The sequence below is a fragment of the Mesobacillus sp. QJM3NY_10 genome (genome assembly GCF_056173465.1).
Window position 1 is genome coordinate 3,767,290 of the sequence record NZ_CM149675.1, and the last position, 13,102, is coordinate 3,780,391.

General features: G+C 41.8%; 16 protein-coding genes and 1 other annotated feature. Of the genes, 8 read left to right on the forward strand and 8 right to left on the reverse strand.

Annotation, left to right across the window (positions count from 1 at the left end; genetic code table 11):
- The first annotated feature begins 62 nt into the window (after nt 1-62).
- Genes AC0VX7_RS18935 through AC0VX7_RS18945 form a run of 3 tightly spaced genes read left to right on the forward strand, consistent with a single transcriptional unit; the run spans nt 63 to nt 2,638 of the window.
- On the forward strand, nt 63-1,058 hold the full coding sequence (locus tag AC0VX7_RS18935; RefSeq protein WP_475428202.1) for an ABC transporter substrate-binding protein: 996 nt from the start codon (nt 63-65) through the stop codon (nt 1,056-1,058).
- Between the two features lie 16 nt (nt 1,059-1,074).
- Nucleotides 1,075-1,851 (forward strand): ABC transporter ATP-binding protein, encoded by a 777-nt coding sequence (locus AC0VX7_RS18940; protein ID WP_475425429.1) that lies wholly within the window; start codon nt 1,075-1,077, stop codon nt 1,849-1,851.
- Nucleotides 1,832-2,638: an ABC transporter permease gene (locus AC0VX7_RS18945; RefSeq protein WP_475425430.1), complete on the forward strand. Its 807-nt coding sequence runs from the start codon at nt 1,832-1,834 to the stop codon at nt 2,636-2,638. Before AC0VX7_RS18940 ends, AC0VX7_RS18945 begins: the two co-directional genes overlap by 20 nt.
- Nucleotides 2,639-2,891: 253 nt before the next feature.
- On the opposite strand, the gene ytkD is transcribed toward AC0VX7_RS18945, so the two are convergent.
- Both ytkD and AC0VX7_RS18955 read right to left on the reverse strand, forming a co-directional pair.
- A complete protein-coding gene (ytkD, locus tag AC0VX7_RS18950; RefSeq protein ID WP_475425431.1) occupies nt 2,892-3,359 on the reverse strand; it encodes an RNA deprotection pyrophosphohydrolase in 468 nt (155 codons plus the stop codon).
- An 86-nt stretch (nt 3,360-3,445) separates the two neighbouring features.
- Nucleotides 3,446-3,766, reverse strand: a complete 321-nt coding sequence (locus AC0VX7_RS18955; RefSeq protein ID WP_023626882.1) for a hypothetical protein — start codon at nt 3,764-3,766, stop codon at nt 3,446-3,448.
- A 254-nt stretch (nt 3,767-4,020) separates the two neighbouring features.
- Here AC0VX7_RS18955 and AC0VX7_RS18960 point away from each other — a divergent pair, with 254 nt between their 5' ends.
- The gene (locus AC0VX7_RS18960; protein ID WP_041968035.1) at nt 4,021-4,278 is read left to right on the forward strand and encodes a DUF6154 family protein; all 258 of its coding nucleotides are present in this window, start codon (nt 4,021-4,023) and stop codon (nt 4,276-4,278) included.
- A 267-nt stretch (nt 4,279-4,545) separates the two neighbouring features.
- Here the strand turns inward: AC0VX7_RS18960 and AC0VX7_RS18965 are convergent, their stop codons facing one another.
- Nucleotides 4,546-5,013 (reverse strand): Dps family protein, encoded by a 468-nt coding sequence (locus AC0VX7_RS18965; RefSeq protein ID WP_475425432.1) that lies wholly within the window; start codon nt 5,011-5,013, stop codon nt 4,546-4,548.
- Between the two features lie 107 nt (nt 5,014-5,120).
- Here AC0VX7_RS18965 and ytzI point away from each other — a divergent pair, with 107 nt between their 5' ends.
- On the forward strand, nt 5,121-5,288 hold the full coding sequence (gene ytzI, locus AC0VX7_RS18970; RefSeq protein ID WP_475425433.1) for a YtzI protein: 168 nt from the start codon (nt 5,121-5,123) through the stop codon (nt 5,286-5,288).
- Nucleotides 5,289-5,339: 51 nt separating this feature from the next.
- A complete protein-coding gene (gene yidD, locus AC0VX7_RS18975) occupies nt 5,340-5,594 on the forward strand; it encodes a membrane protein insertion efficiency factor YidD (protein WP_041968034.1) in 255 nt (84 codons plus the stop codon).
- A gap of 2 nt (nt 5,595-5,596) precedes the next feature.
- Here yidD and AC0VX7_RS18980 read toward each other — a convergent pair whose 3' ends face one another.
- Nucleotides 5,597-6,160, reverse strand: a complete 564-nt coding sequence (locus AC0VX7_RS18980; RefSeq protein WP_041968033.1) for a beta-class carbonic anhydrase — start codon at nt 6,158-6,160, stop codon at nt 5,597-5,599.
- Between the two features lie 223 nt (nt 6,161-6,383).
- Between AC0VX7_RS18980 and AC0VX7_RS18985 the strand changes: the two genes are divergently transcribed.
- On the forward strand, nt 6,384-7,421 hold the full coding sequence (locus AC0VX7_RS18985; RefSeq protein WP_475425434.1) for a metal ABC transporter solute-binding protein, Zn/Mn family: 1,038 nt from the start codon (nt 6,384-6,386) through the stop codon (nt 7,419-7,421).
- Nucleotides 7,422-7,547: 126 nt separating this feature from the next.
- Complete coding sequence (locus tag AC0VX7_RS18990) at nt 7,548-7,703, forward strand: DUF1540 domain-containing protein (RefSeq protein ID WP_475425435.1); 156 nt, start codon at nt 7,548-7,550, stop codon at nt 7,701-7,703.
- A gap of 120 nt (nt 7,704-7,823) precedes the next feature.
- Here AC0VX7_RS18990 and AC0VX7_RS18995 read toward each other — a convergent pair whose 3' ends face one another.
- The 4 genes from AC0VX7_RS18995 to hmpA form a co-directional block, all read right to left on the reverse strand.
- Nucleotides 7,824-8,456 (reverse strand): CPBP family intramembrane glutamic endopeptidase, encoded by a 633-nt coding sequence (locus AC0VX7_RS18995; RefSeq protein WP_475425436.1) that lies wholly within the window; start codon nt 8,454-8,456, stop codon nt 7,824-7,826.
- A gap of 6 nt (nt 8,457-8,462) precedes the next feature.
- Nucleotides 8,463-9,263, reverse strand: coding sequence for an alpha/beta fold hydrolase (locus AC0VX7_RS19000; protein ID WP_475425437.1), 801 nt, complete (start codon nt 9,261-9,263; stop codon nt 8,463-8,465).
- A 100-nt stretch (nt 9,264-9,363) separates the two neighbouring features.
- A complete protein-coding gene (metG, locus tag AC0VX7_RS19005; RefSeq protein ID WP_475425438.1) occupies nt 9,364-11,001 on the reverse strand; it encodes a methionine--tRNA ligase in 1,638 nt (545 codons plus the stop codon).
- A 104-nt stretch (nt 11,002-11,105) separates the two neighbouring features.
- Nucleotides 11,106-11,379, reverse strand: a binding site (T-box leader).
- A gap of 103 nt (nt 11,380-11,482) precedes the next feature.
- Nucleotides 11,483-12,697, reverse strand: coding sequence for an NO-inducible flavohemoprotein (gene hmpA, locus AC0VX7_RS19010; protein WP_475425439.1), 1,215 nt, complete (start codon nt 12,695-12,697; stop codon nt 11,483-11,485).
- Nucleotides 12,698-13,102 lie beyond the last annotated feature (405 nt).

Below are 13,102 nucleotides of genomic sequence, written 5' to 3' on the forward strand. Positions count from 1 at the left end.
TTTTAGGGAATTCATACGATACTGTAAGCCCAATTTAATACAGATTTTTAGGAGGCATCATGATGAAAAAATGGTTCAAAGCCGGTTTTGCTTTATTTATGGTGGCTGTACTTATTATACCTCTTGCAGCCTGCGGTCAAGACAAGGTACAGACTGTCAAAGTTGCAGAGGTAACGCGTTCAATCTTCTATGCTCCTCAATATGTTGCCCTTGAAAAAGGTTTTTTTGAGGAGGAAGGGTTGAAAGTTGAATTAACGACAACCTGGGGCGGCGACAAGACCATGACAGCCGTACTCTCGAACGCAGCAGATATCGGCCTAGTCGGTTCTGAGACGTCCATCTATGTTTATGCCCAGGGATCAAATGACCCGGTCATCAACTTTGCCCAGCTTACGCAAACAGATGGCACCTTCCTTGTATCCAGAGAAAAAATTGATGATTTTTCATGGGATCAGTTAAAAGGAGCGACCTATCTCGGCCAGCGTACGGGCGGGATGCCGCAAATGGTCGGTGAATTCGTCCTCAAGAAGCACGGCATCGATCCAAAGGCAGATTTAGAGATGATCCAAAATATTGATTACGCGAATATTCCCAACGCCTTCGCTTCCGGAACTGGTGACTACGTCCAGCTATTCGAGCCGCAGGCCAGCATGTTTGAATTGGAAGGCATAGGCCATATCGTCGCTTCTTTCGGAACTGAGTCTGGTCATGTACCATATACCACATTTATGGCCAAACAAAGCTACATGAAGAAAAATCCGGAGACAATCGAAAAATTCACCCGCGCAGTCCATAAGGCACAGAAGTGGGTGGAATCACACAGTGCCAAAGAAACAGCGGAAGTTATCCAGCCATTCTTTAAAGATACAGATTTATCGCTGATCGAAACGGTTGTTGATCGATACAAGAGCCAGGGATCATTCGCAACTGACCCGATTCTAGATGAAGAGGAATGGAAAAACCTGCAGGACATCATGGATGAAGCAGGAGAACTTCCTGAGGAAGTCAGCCATGACACCTTAGTCAACACAGAGGTGGCAGAAGAAATCATGAAATAACAGGAGGTTGCAGCCAATGGACTTTTTGACATTAACAGGGATCCAGCACACTTATTTCACACAAACAACTGCTGTCAATGCTTTGAACAATATTTCACTTCATGTCCAGGAAGGTGAATTTGTATCCTTCCTGGGTCCGAGCGGCTGCGGCAAAACAACGCTGCTTTCGATCATCGCCGGGCTGATTGAGCCTACCGATGGGCAGGTAAAACTGGAGGGGAAATCAGTCAAGGAAGCTACGAATCAAACCGGATATATGCTGCAGCAGGATTATTTATTTCCTTGGAAAACAATTGAGGAAAATATCTTTCTTGGCTTGAAGATTAGCGGAACTTTGAAAGATACCAAGAAGGCTGAGGTTTTATCGCTGCTAAAGCAAATGGGTTTGGAAAATGTAGAAAAGCATTATCCAAAACAGCTCTCCGGCGGAATGCGCCAGCGTGTGGCACTGGTAAGGACACTGGCAACTGAACCTAAGCTGCTCATGCTCGACGAACCTTTTTCCGCATTGGACTATCAAACGAAATTAAAACTAGAGGACCTGGTTTCAAATACCTTTAAGACTTTTGGAAAAACAGCGATTCTTGTCACACATGATATCGGAGAGGCGATAGCAATGAGCGACCGCATCTTCCTGTTTTCACCAAGACCAGGACGCCTGCACAGAACCTTTATCATTCCCGATGAGCTAAGGAACTTAAGTCCTTTCGAGGCCAGGAACCACCCTTTATACACTGAACTGTTCCAAACAGTATGGAAGGAGTTGGAGTCAATTGAGCCAGAAGAAAACTGAACTCCTCCATCAAGAGTATCTTAAAAAGTTAAGCCACGAGAGAAAAATCGTCCGTATCTATCAATTGCTGATCTTCATTGCCTTTTTTGCCCTATGGGAAATCTCTAGCCAGCAAAGATGGATTGACCCGCTCCTATTCAGTTCACCGTCAAAAATTTGGAACATGCTAATCGAGAAGACGATGGATGGTTCCCTAGCTGTAAATCTTGGAGTGACATTGGCTGAAACCGTTCTTGGTTTTATCCTCGGTACACTCACAGGTACAATACTCGCAGCAATATTATGGTGGTCTCCGCTTCTTTCCAGGATTTTGGATCCATACCTTGTAATATTGAATTCCATGCCAAAGGTTGCGCTTGGCCCGATATTGATTGTTGCGCTAGGCACCAATATGACTTCGATTATTGCAATGGGTGCAATTATCTCAGTAATCATCACGACAATCGTTGTATATACCGCTTTTAAAGAGGTGGACCCTAATTATCTGAAGGTGCTGCAGACATTCGGAGCAACAAGGACACAGTGCTTTCGGGAGGCAATCTTGCCAGCATCTTTTCCTACCATCATTTCCACTTTGAAAGTGAATGTCGGCCTGAGCTGGGTAGGAGTCATTGTCGGGGAATTTCTCGTTTCGGCCCGGGGTCTCGGATATATGATTATCTACGGTTTCCAGGTTTTCAATTTCACGCTCGTGTTTCTGTCACTGCTGGTCATCGCCGTATTCGCAACCGTAATGTACCAGCTGGTCGAACTGCTTGAGAAGAAACTGATTAAAAGCAATCAATAACGAAGCCGGGATTATAATCCGGCTTCTTTACTGTCTAAAAATATCCGGCAAAAGTGAACTTGGTCGAAAAAAATTGATTTTCGCCAATAAAGTTGTGAACTCCGCCAATAAAATCAGATTTTCGCCAATAAAGTTGTGAACTCCGCCATTAAAATCAGATTTTCGCCAATATATCAGAATCAGGGTTAAAAACAACAGTTAATTACTATGCAATTTACCCACATAAACAAAAAAAAGCGGCAATCAGCCACTTTTACAACTTTTCTTGCAAAAATTCAAGACTATGCTTGATCACATCGTCCTTCATGATAAAACTGTACTCGTCACTCATTCTTTCCACAAGTATATCGCCACTTACTAGCAATGGGCCGCCTGTTTCCAGATAATCGTCCTGCGGCAGTATTTTTTCTGCTTCACCGAAAAAGATTCTTTTTACAAATGAACCCTCTTGATCACTCACCTGATACTCTCCGATGCTCTCAAGCCTGCTTAGGAAAGCGCCGGTCTCCTCCATGACCTCACGACGGGCGGCATCTTCCAAGGTTTCGCCTTTCTCCACTTTGCCGCCAGGAAATTCAAGACCTCTAGCTTTATGTTGAGTCAAAAGCCATTTTCCTTGATATTTACAGATGACCAGCACATGGCGCGCACTTTTTTCAAAGGCATTTTCCCGAAAGGATAAGGTCACCTCTCCGCCGTTTATATCTTTAAACTTTTCCATAAAAGTTCTCCCCCGCTACTAAACATGATCTAATTATATAGAAAATTAGACAATGAATAAACCGCAGACATCTGTCTGCGGCTGTTCTATTTTTCAGGGAGGATCCCCATGCTTTCAATATGGTTCCTGGCTTCTTCATCGCCTAGTTTATAAATCATTTCATAGGTTTGGATCAGTTGTCTGTCGAGCGCATCATTTTCACGGTCATAATGGTATTGCACATATGGAACGTGCGCCCTCATGAAATTCTGCCAGCCTGTGGAATGGCTCTGATCGAATATTTCCCTCAACGCGGTGATTTCCTCGTCATTTGCCTCAATTTTAAAATTCCATGGAGATGCAGTTGAAACGCTTTGAATCTCGCCATCACTGATGTTGATGTAGTATGTTTTTTTGCCTTCTGGCATATGCCTCACCTCATGGATATCGTTCCCTGCGTCTATAATCGTTTATACTGAATATCTTTAAAATAAATAATTTTTTCTGCCCTCCAAATTACTCTTCAAGTTGTCTGTATGTTAAAATTAGACCAAATATAGATATAGATAAATCAACAAACCCAACAGGAAAATACTTCAATCCCAAGGCATATTTTTTCCGATGGAGGGTATTAAATAAGTATAAGGAATTATGGACGATTAAGAAGGAGAGGTGAAATCTAATGAAACTGATTGATGAGCTATACGAACTGTACCGCAATAAATTGACCGGTGATGAAGAGGATATCGATATGCTCGCTTTTGCCTTCCTTGAAGAAATGAGCCGTGAGGACTTGTTGAAAATTATCCAGGACCTTGATAAGCAGGAGCTTTATGATTTGATGGGCCTTTACTTGATCGAGAGCTTGAAGGGAAAGTTTGCCCAGGATGATTTCGGTGCACGGTCTGTCAATTCATATTCTTCCCGCAATGTGCACTAATCCTTGTAAATAACCATACATACAAACCGGCTGCAGGCCGGTTTTTCTTTTTGTCTTGTTCGTATAACACTGAAAAAAACTGGCCGATTTCCCGGCCAGTTTCCTTTGTAGAGAATTAGATAAGCAAATATTTTCCGCTTCAAGAAATGTCCAGCTCCAGCGCCTAGCCCCTCGAGACGCTTCGATCCTGCCAATGAAGTCAAAGAACGACTTCACTGTCAGGCCCTCCAGCGCTTGTCGGGGCTGACCAAGGCGCTTCCGCTTTTTTTATCCTAGATAAGCCTTGAACATCCACATATGCTTGCGAAGGCTCATTTTTACCTCTGTCATCATATCCGCTGTAGCTGTATCTTCTGCCTTTTCTGCGAGTTCAATTGCTTCCTGGAGCTCGTCCACGATTGTGGCAAAGTCATCATGCAGTTGTTTGACCATGTCCTCTTCTTTTTCTGAACCTGATGCTTCTTCGATTGAGGATAATTCAAGATATTCTTTAAGCGTTGCAACAGGTTTTCCTTCTAATGCGAGAATTCTTTCTGCGAATTCATCAATGATTGTTGCTGCTTCGTTATAAAGCTCTTCAAATTTCACATGCAATGTAAAGAAGTGACGCCCTTTTACATACCAATGATAATTATGAAGCTTCGTGTAAAGTACCGTCCAGTTTGCAACTTGCTTGTTAACTGCTTGGATTAAATCTGTTTGTGCCATTGTTATTTCATCCTCCCTTTTAGTCATAGTTTATATTCCCCTTCCAGCTATATAAAAAACATGCTGACAGCAACTTTTTACCTATCGCCGAAGAGAACATGCTACAATAATTTTGAAGCAAAGGAGGCCGTTTTATGTATACCGTTTTGATTATCTCAGTCATTATCGTTATCATTGTTTTAATATTAAGCGTAGTCACTACTTCGAAGGCTTATCAGTATAAACATACTGTCGATCCGGTTGACAACAATAACAGCCATGCAGATTCTAAAGAACCAAAATCTCACGGTGAAAATAAATAAAAGGAGCTGCGACTCAGCTCCTTTTTAGAGTTTAAAGAAGGGATGAACACCATGTTAAAAAAAGCATTCATCGGCATCATTCGTTTTTATCAGGTTGTGATTTCGCCATTAAAGCCCCCTACATGCCGTTTTTACCCTACATGCTCCCATTACGGGCTTGAAGCGATTAAAAGATTCGGTCCCTTCAAAGGCGGTTGGCTGACGATTGTACGCATCCTTAAGTGCCAGCCTTTCCATCCAGGAGGCATGGACCCGGTACCTGAAGAGTGGCCATCAAAGAAAAACGCTAAAGCCCATAACCATTAAATTTACTTTTCATAGCCATCGATTACTTGATCAAGCCTTCCCGTTGAAGGATCAATCACTAGTCCATGGACCGGAACATCCTTAGGCATCAAGGGATGGTTTTTAACGATTTCAACACTGTGGGCAACGCTGTCCTTGACATTGTCGAAACCGTGAAGCCATTCCTCTACGTTTATTCCCGAATAATTCAATGTTCCCAACATATCATCTGTAACACCGCGTTTTTTCATCTCATCAATCATGATGTCGGGCTTCATCCCGCTCATTCCGCAGTCATAATGGCCAATGATTGCCACTTCCTCCGCCTGCAGCTGGTAAACAGCTACAAGCAGACTTCTCATGATACTTCCGAATGGGTGCATGATTAGGGCACCGGCATTCTTTACAATTTTCACATCACCATTGCGGATATTTAAAGCTCTTGGCAAAAGTTCAACAAGCCTTGTATCCATGCAAGTTAAAATGACCATCTTTTTATTCGGGAACTTGGTAGTCGTGAATTCTTCATATTTCTTTTCCGCTACAAATTTCTCATTAAAATCAAGGATTTCATCAAGCATTCTCATCGTTTCATTCTCCTTTTAAAAATTCTCTTTCTAATAGAATACCGTAAACTGAACACGAACCAAAATGTTTTACTTGATTTTGCCGCCATCCTTTTGTATGATACAGAAGGTAAATCGTAACCATTACGAATTAATATATATTGCTTATGACAAGAAAACTAATAAAAAATATAATTTATTTTATAAATCGTAATGAGTCCGTTTTGACTAACAGGAGGCACATATGAAAAAAAACGCATTTATTTTATCCTTATTTATGGTCATTGCCGCTTTTCTCAGCGGCTGTGGGCAAGATGGTGCTGATCAAAAAAAGAATGATAATCTGCTTCAAGTCTATACCACTGTGTATCCACTCCAGTTTTTCGCACAGCAAATTGGCGGTGATTATGTAAATGCTGAAACCGTTTATCCACCGGGAGCAGATGAGCATACATTCGAGCCCTCCCAAAAAGATATGATGGCACTGGCAGACGCAGACTTATTTTTCTATATCGGCCTGGGCCTTGAAGGTTTTGTTGATAAAGCCCGCAAGACACTTAAAAATGAAGATGTAAAAATGGTACCAGTTGGTGAGTCTTTACATCTTGATGAGAATGACGAACATCAAGATGAGGCTCACAACGAGGACGGCTCGGCTGAAGAAGGTCATGACGAAGAAGGTCATGACGAAGAAGGTCATGACGAGGGAGAACATGCTGATGAAGAGCATGCAGATGAAGATGGGCATGATCACGGAGATTTCGACCCTCACGTCTGGCTTGATCCGATTTACGCAAACGAGTTGGCACTTGCAATCAAAGAACAATTAGCAGAACAGATGCCTGAGCATAAAGATACTTTCGAACAGAATTACACAGAGCTGACTGCGCAATTGAAGGACCTTGACAAGGAATTCTCAAAGGTTATTGGTTCAGCCAAGCGCAAGGAAATCCTTGTATCACATTCTGCCTTCAGTTATTGGGAAGAGCGTTACGGAATCCAGCAGATCAGTATTTCTGGCCAATCAACGACAAATGAGCCATCTCAAAAAGAGCTTCAAAATTTGATTTCACATACGAAAGAAGAAAAGATTAAATATGTATTGAACGAACAAAACTTTAATTCCAAGCTGGCAAAAATGGTCCAGGAAGAAATCGGAGCAAAATCGCTGACACTCCACAATCTTTCCGTATTGACCGACGATGATATTAAAATTAACGAAACCTATTTCACGTTAATGGAAAAAAATATTGCTACCCTTGGAAAAGCGTTGAATGAATAAATACTTTTGCCTCTCTTTTTGGGAGGCATTTTGTTTAAAATTCTGCTTCCTGAATTTAGCGGGAATTGCCTACGCCAGTATGCTGCATCCTAAGGTTGTATCAAACCAAAAAGGAGTGGTACACCGATGGCAAAAGATGTATTATGTGAAGTGAATAACTGCCAGTACTGGAAAGATGGCAATCTTTGCAGTGCCGATAAAATCTATGTTGTCAGCCATGTCGGCGAGACAGCCGATAACAGCCGTGAAACAGACTGCAAAACATTTGAAGCGTTGAGTTAATGAGAAAGCGCAAGCACCTTGTTCAGCCCCGACAAGCGCTGGAGCTGACCATTCTCGATGTGAAGATTTTTACATTTCTTATCTTATGATTAAGACCGGGTTAATCCCGGTCTTTTATGATTATCTGATGATAAACCAATACACACAGATGATTCCCATGTCACTCAGTACATGTCCGATTATTGCGGCTGTTATCGTCCCTGTTTTCTCTCTGATATACCCCCAAAATAAGCCCGCAATGAAAACAGGCACAGCAGCAATAATGCCGTAAAAGCCTTCGAAAATTGGAATCACCGAGAGCAAATGGTACAGAGTATAAAAAGCTGCTGTCATTAAAATTGCATACTTCGCTGACCCTTCCATTCTCAGCTGCTCATAGATATGCCCTCTCCAATAGACTTCTTCCAGAATCGGATTAGCCACCAGCAGGACTAGCATGAGCCATATCTCACCTCGTCCGGAAAAACCCCACTCCCAAAGCAGCACTCTCAGTTGATCAATATCCAACAGATAAATATTCAGCAAGCTTAACCCTCCATAAATGAACAGGAAAAAAAGCAGCCCGGTCCCGACACCCAACATCACAGCCTTGCTTGTCACTTTGAATCTTTCTCTTTGAATTCCACGGCCAAGCAACGGGACTGCAAGAAGCCAGCTATAAAAAAGTACAAAGGTAGCTATGACGCTCTCCAGCACTTGAAGTCCAATAAAAATCATAAGTGTTGGTCCAACCAACAGAAAATATTTCATCATATCCACCTACCCCAGTCCCGCTTCCTTCTTTTGGTGATCATTGAGTGCCCGTAAAAAAGTGTCGATAATTGCATTGAATTCCTGATAAGACCTGGGCGGCAGCTGATGGGTTCCGTTCTTTATATACACCACTTGTGTCTGCGGAGCTTTTTTCAAAAAAGGAATGCGGTAACGATGCATCGGCTTTTCTAATGAACCGTAAATCAGGAGGATGGGCATATCCAGCTTTTGAAGCTGGCTGCTGGAATCATAATGAAGTCCTGCTTGGCAATACTCATACGAACGTTCGGCATCAGAGCGCTGCGCTAACTCAAATATCTCTTTTTCATCTTCGTAATCACATTTATGAAACTTCGCCTGCCACTTTGCAGCAAGAGACACCTGACCGAATTTGACCATGAATGTCACTAACTTAATAATAAGCTTCGGGATAATAGTATCAATTTTTGAAAAACCGCCAGACAAGATTAACCCTTCTGACCGTTCAGGATACTTCAGTGCAAATTCCTGGGCAACCAATCCGCCATATGAATAACCGCAGAGCACTGCTTTCCTAATACCTAGCCCATCTAGCAATACCTTTAAATCTTCTGCAAGTCCCTCAATACTTAAAGGCTTGTTTCCCCTCGAGCTCCGGCCATGCCCGGGCAGGTCAAAAAAGATCGTCCTGTAGCGATTGGAGAGCGCTTCCTGATGCTTAAAAACATTGTGCCCCATCACAAAAGGATGAATAAACACAACAGGTAATCCGTTACCTTTTATATGATAGTAAAGTGAGAGAGAGTCATCAATTTTGGCATATGGCATAAAAAGTTTCCCCCCTTTATGCTGAGTTTACCCGGATCTTAGATAAGCAAAAAGTTCACAATAATTTTGATTCAGAACACTTCCCGACAAGCAGATTCAATTAAATTCTTTCACACCTCTTCAACTCTTCCAGTTCTTGTGTGATTCTATCAGGGTCAATCCTTTCAAATAATGGGTCAATATTAGTTAATATATGAGGCTTTACTAATAACGGATTCCAACTATGCTCCTTTATTTGCAGCATCCCTTTAACCTTTTCACTTGAAAAGGGAAGGAATGGCACCAGGATATTAGCCAGATTTCCGATGATATATACACAGTCAGCGAGAGTCTGTTTGCATGCTTCAACATCTTCGTGTATCTGCTTCCATGGTTGTTGGTCATCAAAATATTTATTTGAATATCTTACTAGTTCAAACACTTTTTCCATTGCTTTTTTAAAACTGGTGTCTTCAATATTTCTTCCTGTTTCTTTGTATAGAAGATTAACTCTATCTACTATTTCTTTGTTAATCTCTTTTTCTGGAAGAACGCCACCAAATGATTTTTGTATGAATTTCAAAGTCCGATTCACAAAGTTCCCATATGCTCCCAGCAGTTCACTATTGTGACTGTAGATGAACTCCTTCCATGAAAAATCGGCATCCCGGTTTTCCGGTGCATTGATAATCAGGAAATAGCGGATTGAATCTGGGTTGTACCTTTCTATGATATCCGGGATCCAAACTGCCCAATTTCTGCTCGTGGACAGTTTTTTCTTTTCCAATGTGAGATATTCATTAGAGACGATGTGGGTTGGTGGTGCTCCTATGCCAAGTCCTTCAAGGATACCTGGCCAAATAATCGAATGGAATGGGATGTTATCTTTCCCGTGAACGTAATAAGACTTGGCAGCGGGATCCCAAAATGCCGCGTCATCCTGGTTGGCTTGTTCAGCCCAGAGCTTGCTTGCTGAGTAGTAACCCGAAACCGCCTCAATCCAAACATAAATTTTCTTCTCTTCATAACCCTTTACCGGCACGCTTACTCCATTAGGCAGATCCCTTGAAACAGCCCGATCCTGCAAACCTTCATGCAAGTATCTCTTCGTCAATGAAATGGCGTTCTCTCTCCATAGCTGATTCTCTTCGGCTTTCTGTGTATAAATCTCCAGGTCATTTTGAAAAGAGCTTAACGCAAAGTAAAAATGCTCTGTTGTCCTCGTTGTTGGCGGATTGCCACAAATTTTGCACTTTCTCTCCAGTAAATCCAGCGGCTCCAGCACGCTTGAGCAATAATCACATTGATCACCTCGAGCGTTCGCCCCGCATTTCGGACAATTTCCTTCAACATATCGGTCAGGCAAAAATTGCTGGTCCTGTTCACAATACGTTTGTTCAATTTCCTTTTTATAAATTAACCCTTTATCAAGCAGCTTCAGAAAGATATCCTGGACGACTTTATGGTGATGTGCTGTATCCGTTCTTGTGTAGATGTCATAAGAGAACCCAAGTCTCGAAAAACTATTTGTGAACTCGTGGTGGTATCTGTCTGCGATTTCCTTTGGTGACACGCCTTCTTGCTTCGCTCTTATTGTAATCGGCGTTCCATTGCAATCGCTGCCTGATACATACAAAACTGTTTCGCCTTTCATTCGATAATACCTCGCTAAAATATCCCCCGGCAGCAGGCTCGAAATATGCCCTAGATGCAAAGATCCATTAGCATAAGCCCATGCTCCTCCGATTAAAATACTCATTTTAATGACCTCCTTATGGAATCTGAAACTTTTGAACGTGAAATGCACCAAAGTTTGCGAAAAGAGCCTAAAAGAATAAAAAAACCCCGCCCTTAACTGCATTAGTTAAGGACGAGGTCTGGATTCCCACGTGATACCACCTTATTTCGCAAATAGTTCACACTATCTGCCTCATCAAGTACGTAGCAAAAAAGCATGCTATTATACTGTGACATTGATAACGAGTGCCAAATCTCGCCGTATCCTACTAATGCACAAAGCATGTTCAGTACGAAGCTCAGAGACCATTTTTCAAATGCCTGTTTTTGCTTCTTTTCAGCTGCCGAAGCTCTCTGTAAAAAACATGGACAATTTACTTTTTCTCATCATCGCTTTTAAAAAGATATTAATCAGTATTTTATTCAGAATTTTCCAGGAAGTCAATATCATTTTTGATAATAAAGTAAAAAGCCCCCTCCAATAAGAAGGGAGCTTAGCAGTATTAAACTTCAAGGCTTGCCATTGGTCCGAAGAATTCGAAGTGAATTCTGTCTTCTGTGACGCCAAGGTCTTTTAACGCTGCGTTGATTGCTTTCATGAAAGGTACTGGGCCGCAGAAATAGAAGTCAGATTGAGCAATATCCACGTTTTCTTTTAGCCATTCTTTCGTAATATAACCTTCTACATCGAAGCTGCTGTTCTCGCGGTCTTCTTCAGTTGGCTGATCGTAGAATACCACTGAATTCACCTTTGCTTTTGCCGCTGTGGAAGCTACTTCATTTTTAAGTGCATGGACTTTACCGTTTTGGGCTGCATGGATGAAGGTCACTTCTTTTTCCGGCTGAAGGTCTGCTACTGTGTTCAGCATGCTAACCATTGGAGTCAGCCCAACACCACCGCTTATCAATACAACTGGCGTGTCCTTTTCTGTATCCAGGAAGAAGTCGCCTGCTGGTGCGCTGATCTGCAGGACTTCTCCTTCTTCTACACTGCTGTGCAGATAGTTGGATACCTTGCCATCAGGAGTCTCCATGCCAGCTTCCTTTTTAACACTGATCCGGTAGTAGTCTTTACCAGGTGCATCTGACAAACTGTACTGGCGGATATGAGTGAAATCTTCTCCTTCGATTTCAAGCTTGATGCTGATATACTGTCCTGGCTTGAAAATAGCGATTTCTTTTCCATCAACTGGCTTCAGGTAAAAAGAAGTGATGACTTCACTTTCCTCGACTTTGTTCGCAACAATAAATGGACGGAAGCCATCCCAGCCGCCTTTTTGGTTCGCTGCTGCATCATACATTTCTTCTTCAACCGAAATGAATGCGTCCGCAATCACACCGTACGCATCTGCCCAGGCATTGATGATTTCATCTGTAGCCGCATCGCCAAGGACTTCCTTAATCGCGATCAGCAAGTGCTTCCCAACGATCGGATAATGCTCAGGCAAGATGCCAAGACTGCGGTGCTTATGAGCGATCTGGTTTACAACCGGCAGGATTGCTTCAAGATTGTCGATGTATTTTGCAGCTGCATATACAGTTCCAGCCAACGCTCTCTGCTGTCTGCCTTGCTTCTGGTTCGCATGGTTAAAAATATTCAAAAGCTCTGGATGATTTTCAAACATAGTTTTATAGAATACTGTCGTGATTTGTTCACCGTGAACTTCAAGAACCGGCACTGTAGATTTGATGATCTCAATTGTTTTTTGATCTAGCATAATATACACTCCCCTATGTCTATATCTTCTCGTTGAGGTTTGTTTACCTCATTCCCATAGTGATTATAATAAATTACACCAACAAACTAAGTGATTCAAATCACACTATTGTAAAATAGTTCTTTTGGATCATCATTTTCATTAGAATTTGGCTCATTTCAAAACGAAATTCTAACTAATAATTCACCTAACCACGAAGTATGCCTATTTAGATCAATCACATTCTTACGAAAAAGACCTCGAATACTTTTTATAGCGAAAACTTCATTTTTATAGCGGAAATCTACTTTTTATAGCGGAAATTTCTTTTTTATAGCGACTTTTTAATTTTTATAGCGAAGATCTACTTTTTATAGCGAACTGGAAATTATCGCTGATTTTTTCCAGTTTTAAGACAAACAAAAG

Excerpts from the sequence above, each read along its gene's own strand:
- yidD (WP_041968034.1), top strand. The coding sequence starts at position 5,340 with ATGTTAAAAAAAGCATTCATCGGCATCATTCGTTTTTATCAGGTTGTG.
- ytkD (WP_475425431.1), bottom strand. The coding sequence starts at position 3,359 with ATGGAAAAGTTTAAAGATATAAACGGCGGAGAGGTGACCTTATCCTTT.
- AC0VX7_RS18965 (WP_475425432.1), bottom strand. The coding sequence starts at position 5,013 with ATGACTAAAAGGGAGGATGAAATAACAATGGCACAAACAGATTTAATC.
- ytzI (WP_475425433.1), top strand. The coding sequence starts at position 5,121 with ATGTATACCGTTTTGATTATCTCAGTCATTATCGTTATCATTGTTTTA.
- AC0VX7_RS19000 (WP_475425437.1), bottom strand. The coding sequence starts at position 9,263 with ATGCCATATGCCAAAATTGATGACTCTCTCTCACTTTACTATCATATA.
- AC0VX7_RS18940 (WP_475425429.1), top strand. The coding sequence starts at position 1,075 with ATGGACTTTTTGACATTAACAGGGATCCAGCACACTTATTTCACACAA.
- hmpA (WP_475425439.1), bottom strand. The coding sequence starts at position 12,697 with ATGCTAGATCAAAAAACAATTGAGATCATCAAATCTACAGTGCCGGTT.
- AC0VX7_RS18990 (WP_475425435.1), top strand. The coding sequence starts at position 7,548 with ATGGCAAAAGATGTATTATGTGAAGTGAATAACTGCCAGTACTGGAAA.
- AC0VX7_RS18995 (WP_475425436.1), bottom strand. The coding sequence starts at position 8,456 with ATGATGAAATATTTTCTGTTGGTTGGACCAACACTTATGATTTTTATT.
- AC0VX7_RS18960 (WP_041968035.1), top strand. The coding sequence starts at position 4,021 with ATGAAACTGATTGATGAGCTATACGAACTGTACCGCAATAAATTGACC.
- AC0VX7_RS18955 (WP_023626882.1), bottom strand. The coding sequence starts at position 3,766 with ATGCCAGAAGGCAAAAAAACATACTACATCAACATCAGTGATGGCGAG.
- AC0VX7_RS18980 (WP_041968033.1), bottom strand. The coding sequence starts at position 6,160 with ATGAGAATGCTTGATGAAATCCTTGATTTTAATGAGAAATTTGTAGCG.
- AC0VX7_RS18985 (WP_475425434.1), top strand. The coding sequence starts at position 6,384 with ATGAAAAAAAACGCATTTATTTTATCCTTATTTATGGTCATTGCCGCT.
- AC0VX7_RS18935 (WP_475428202.1), top strand. The coding sequence starts at position 63 with ATGAAAAAATGGTTCAAAGCCGGTTTTGCTTTATTTATGGTGGCTGTA.
- metG (WP_475425438.1), bottom strand. The coding sequence starts at position 11,001 with ATGAGTATTTTAATCGGAGGAGCATGGGCTTATGCTAATGGATCTTTG.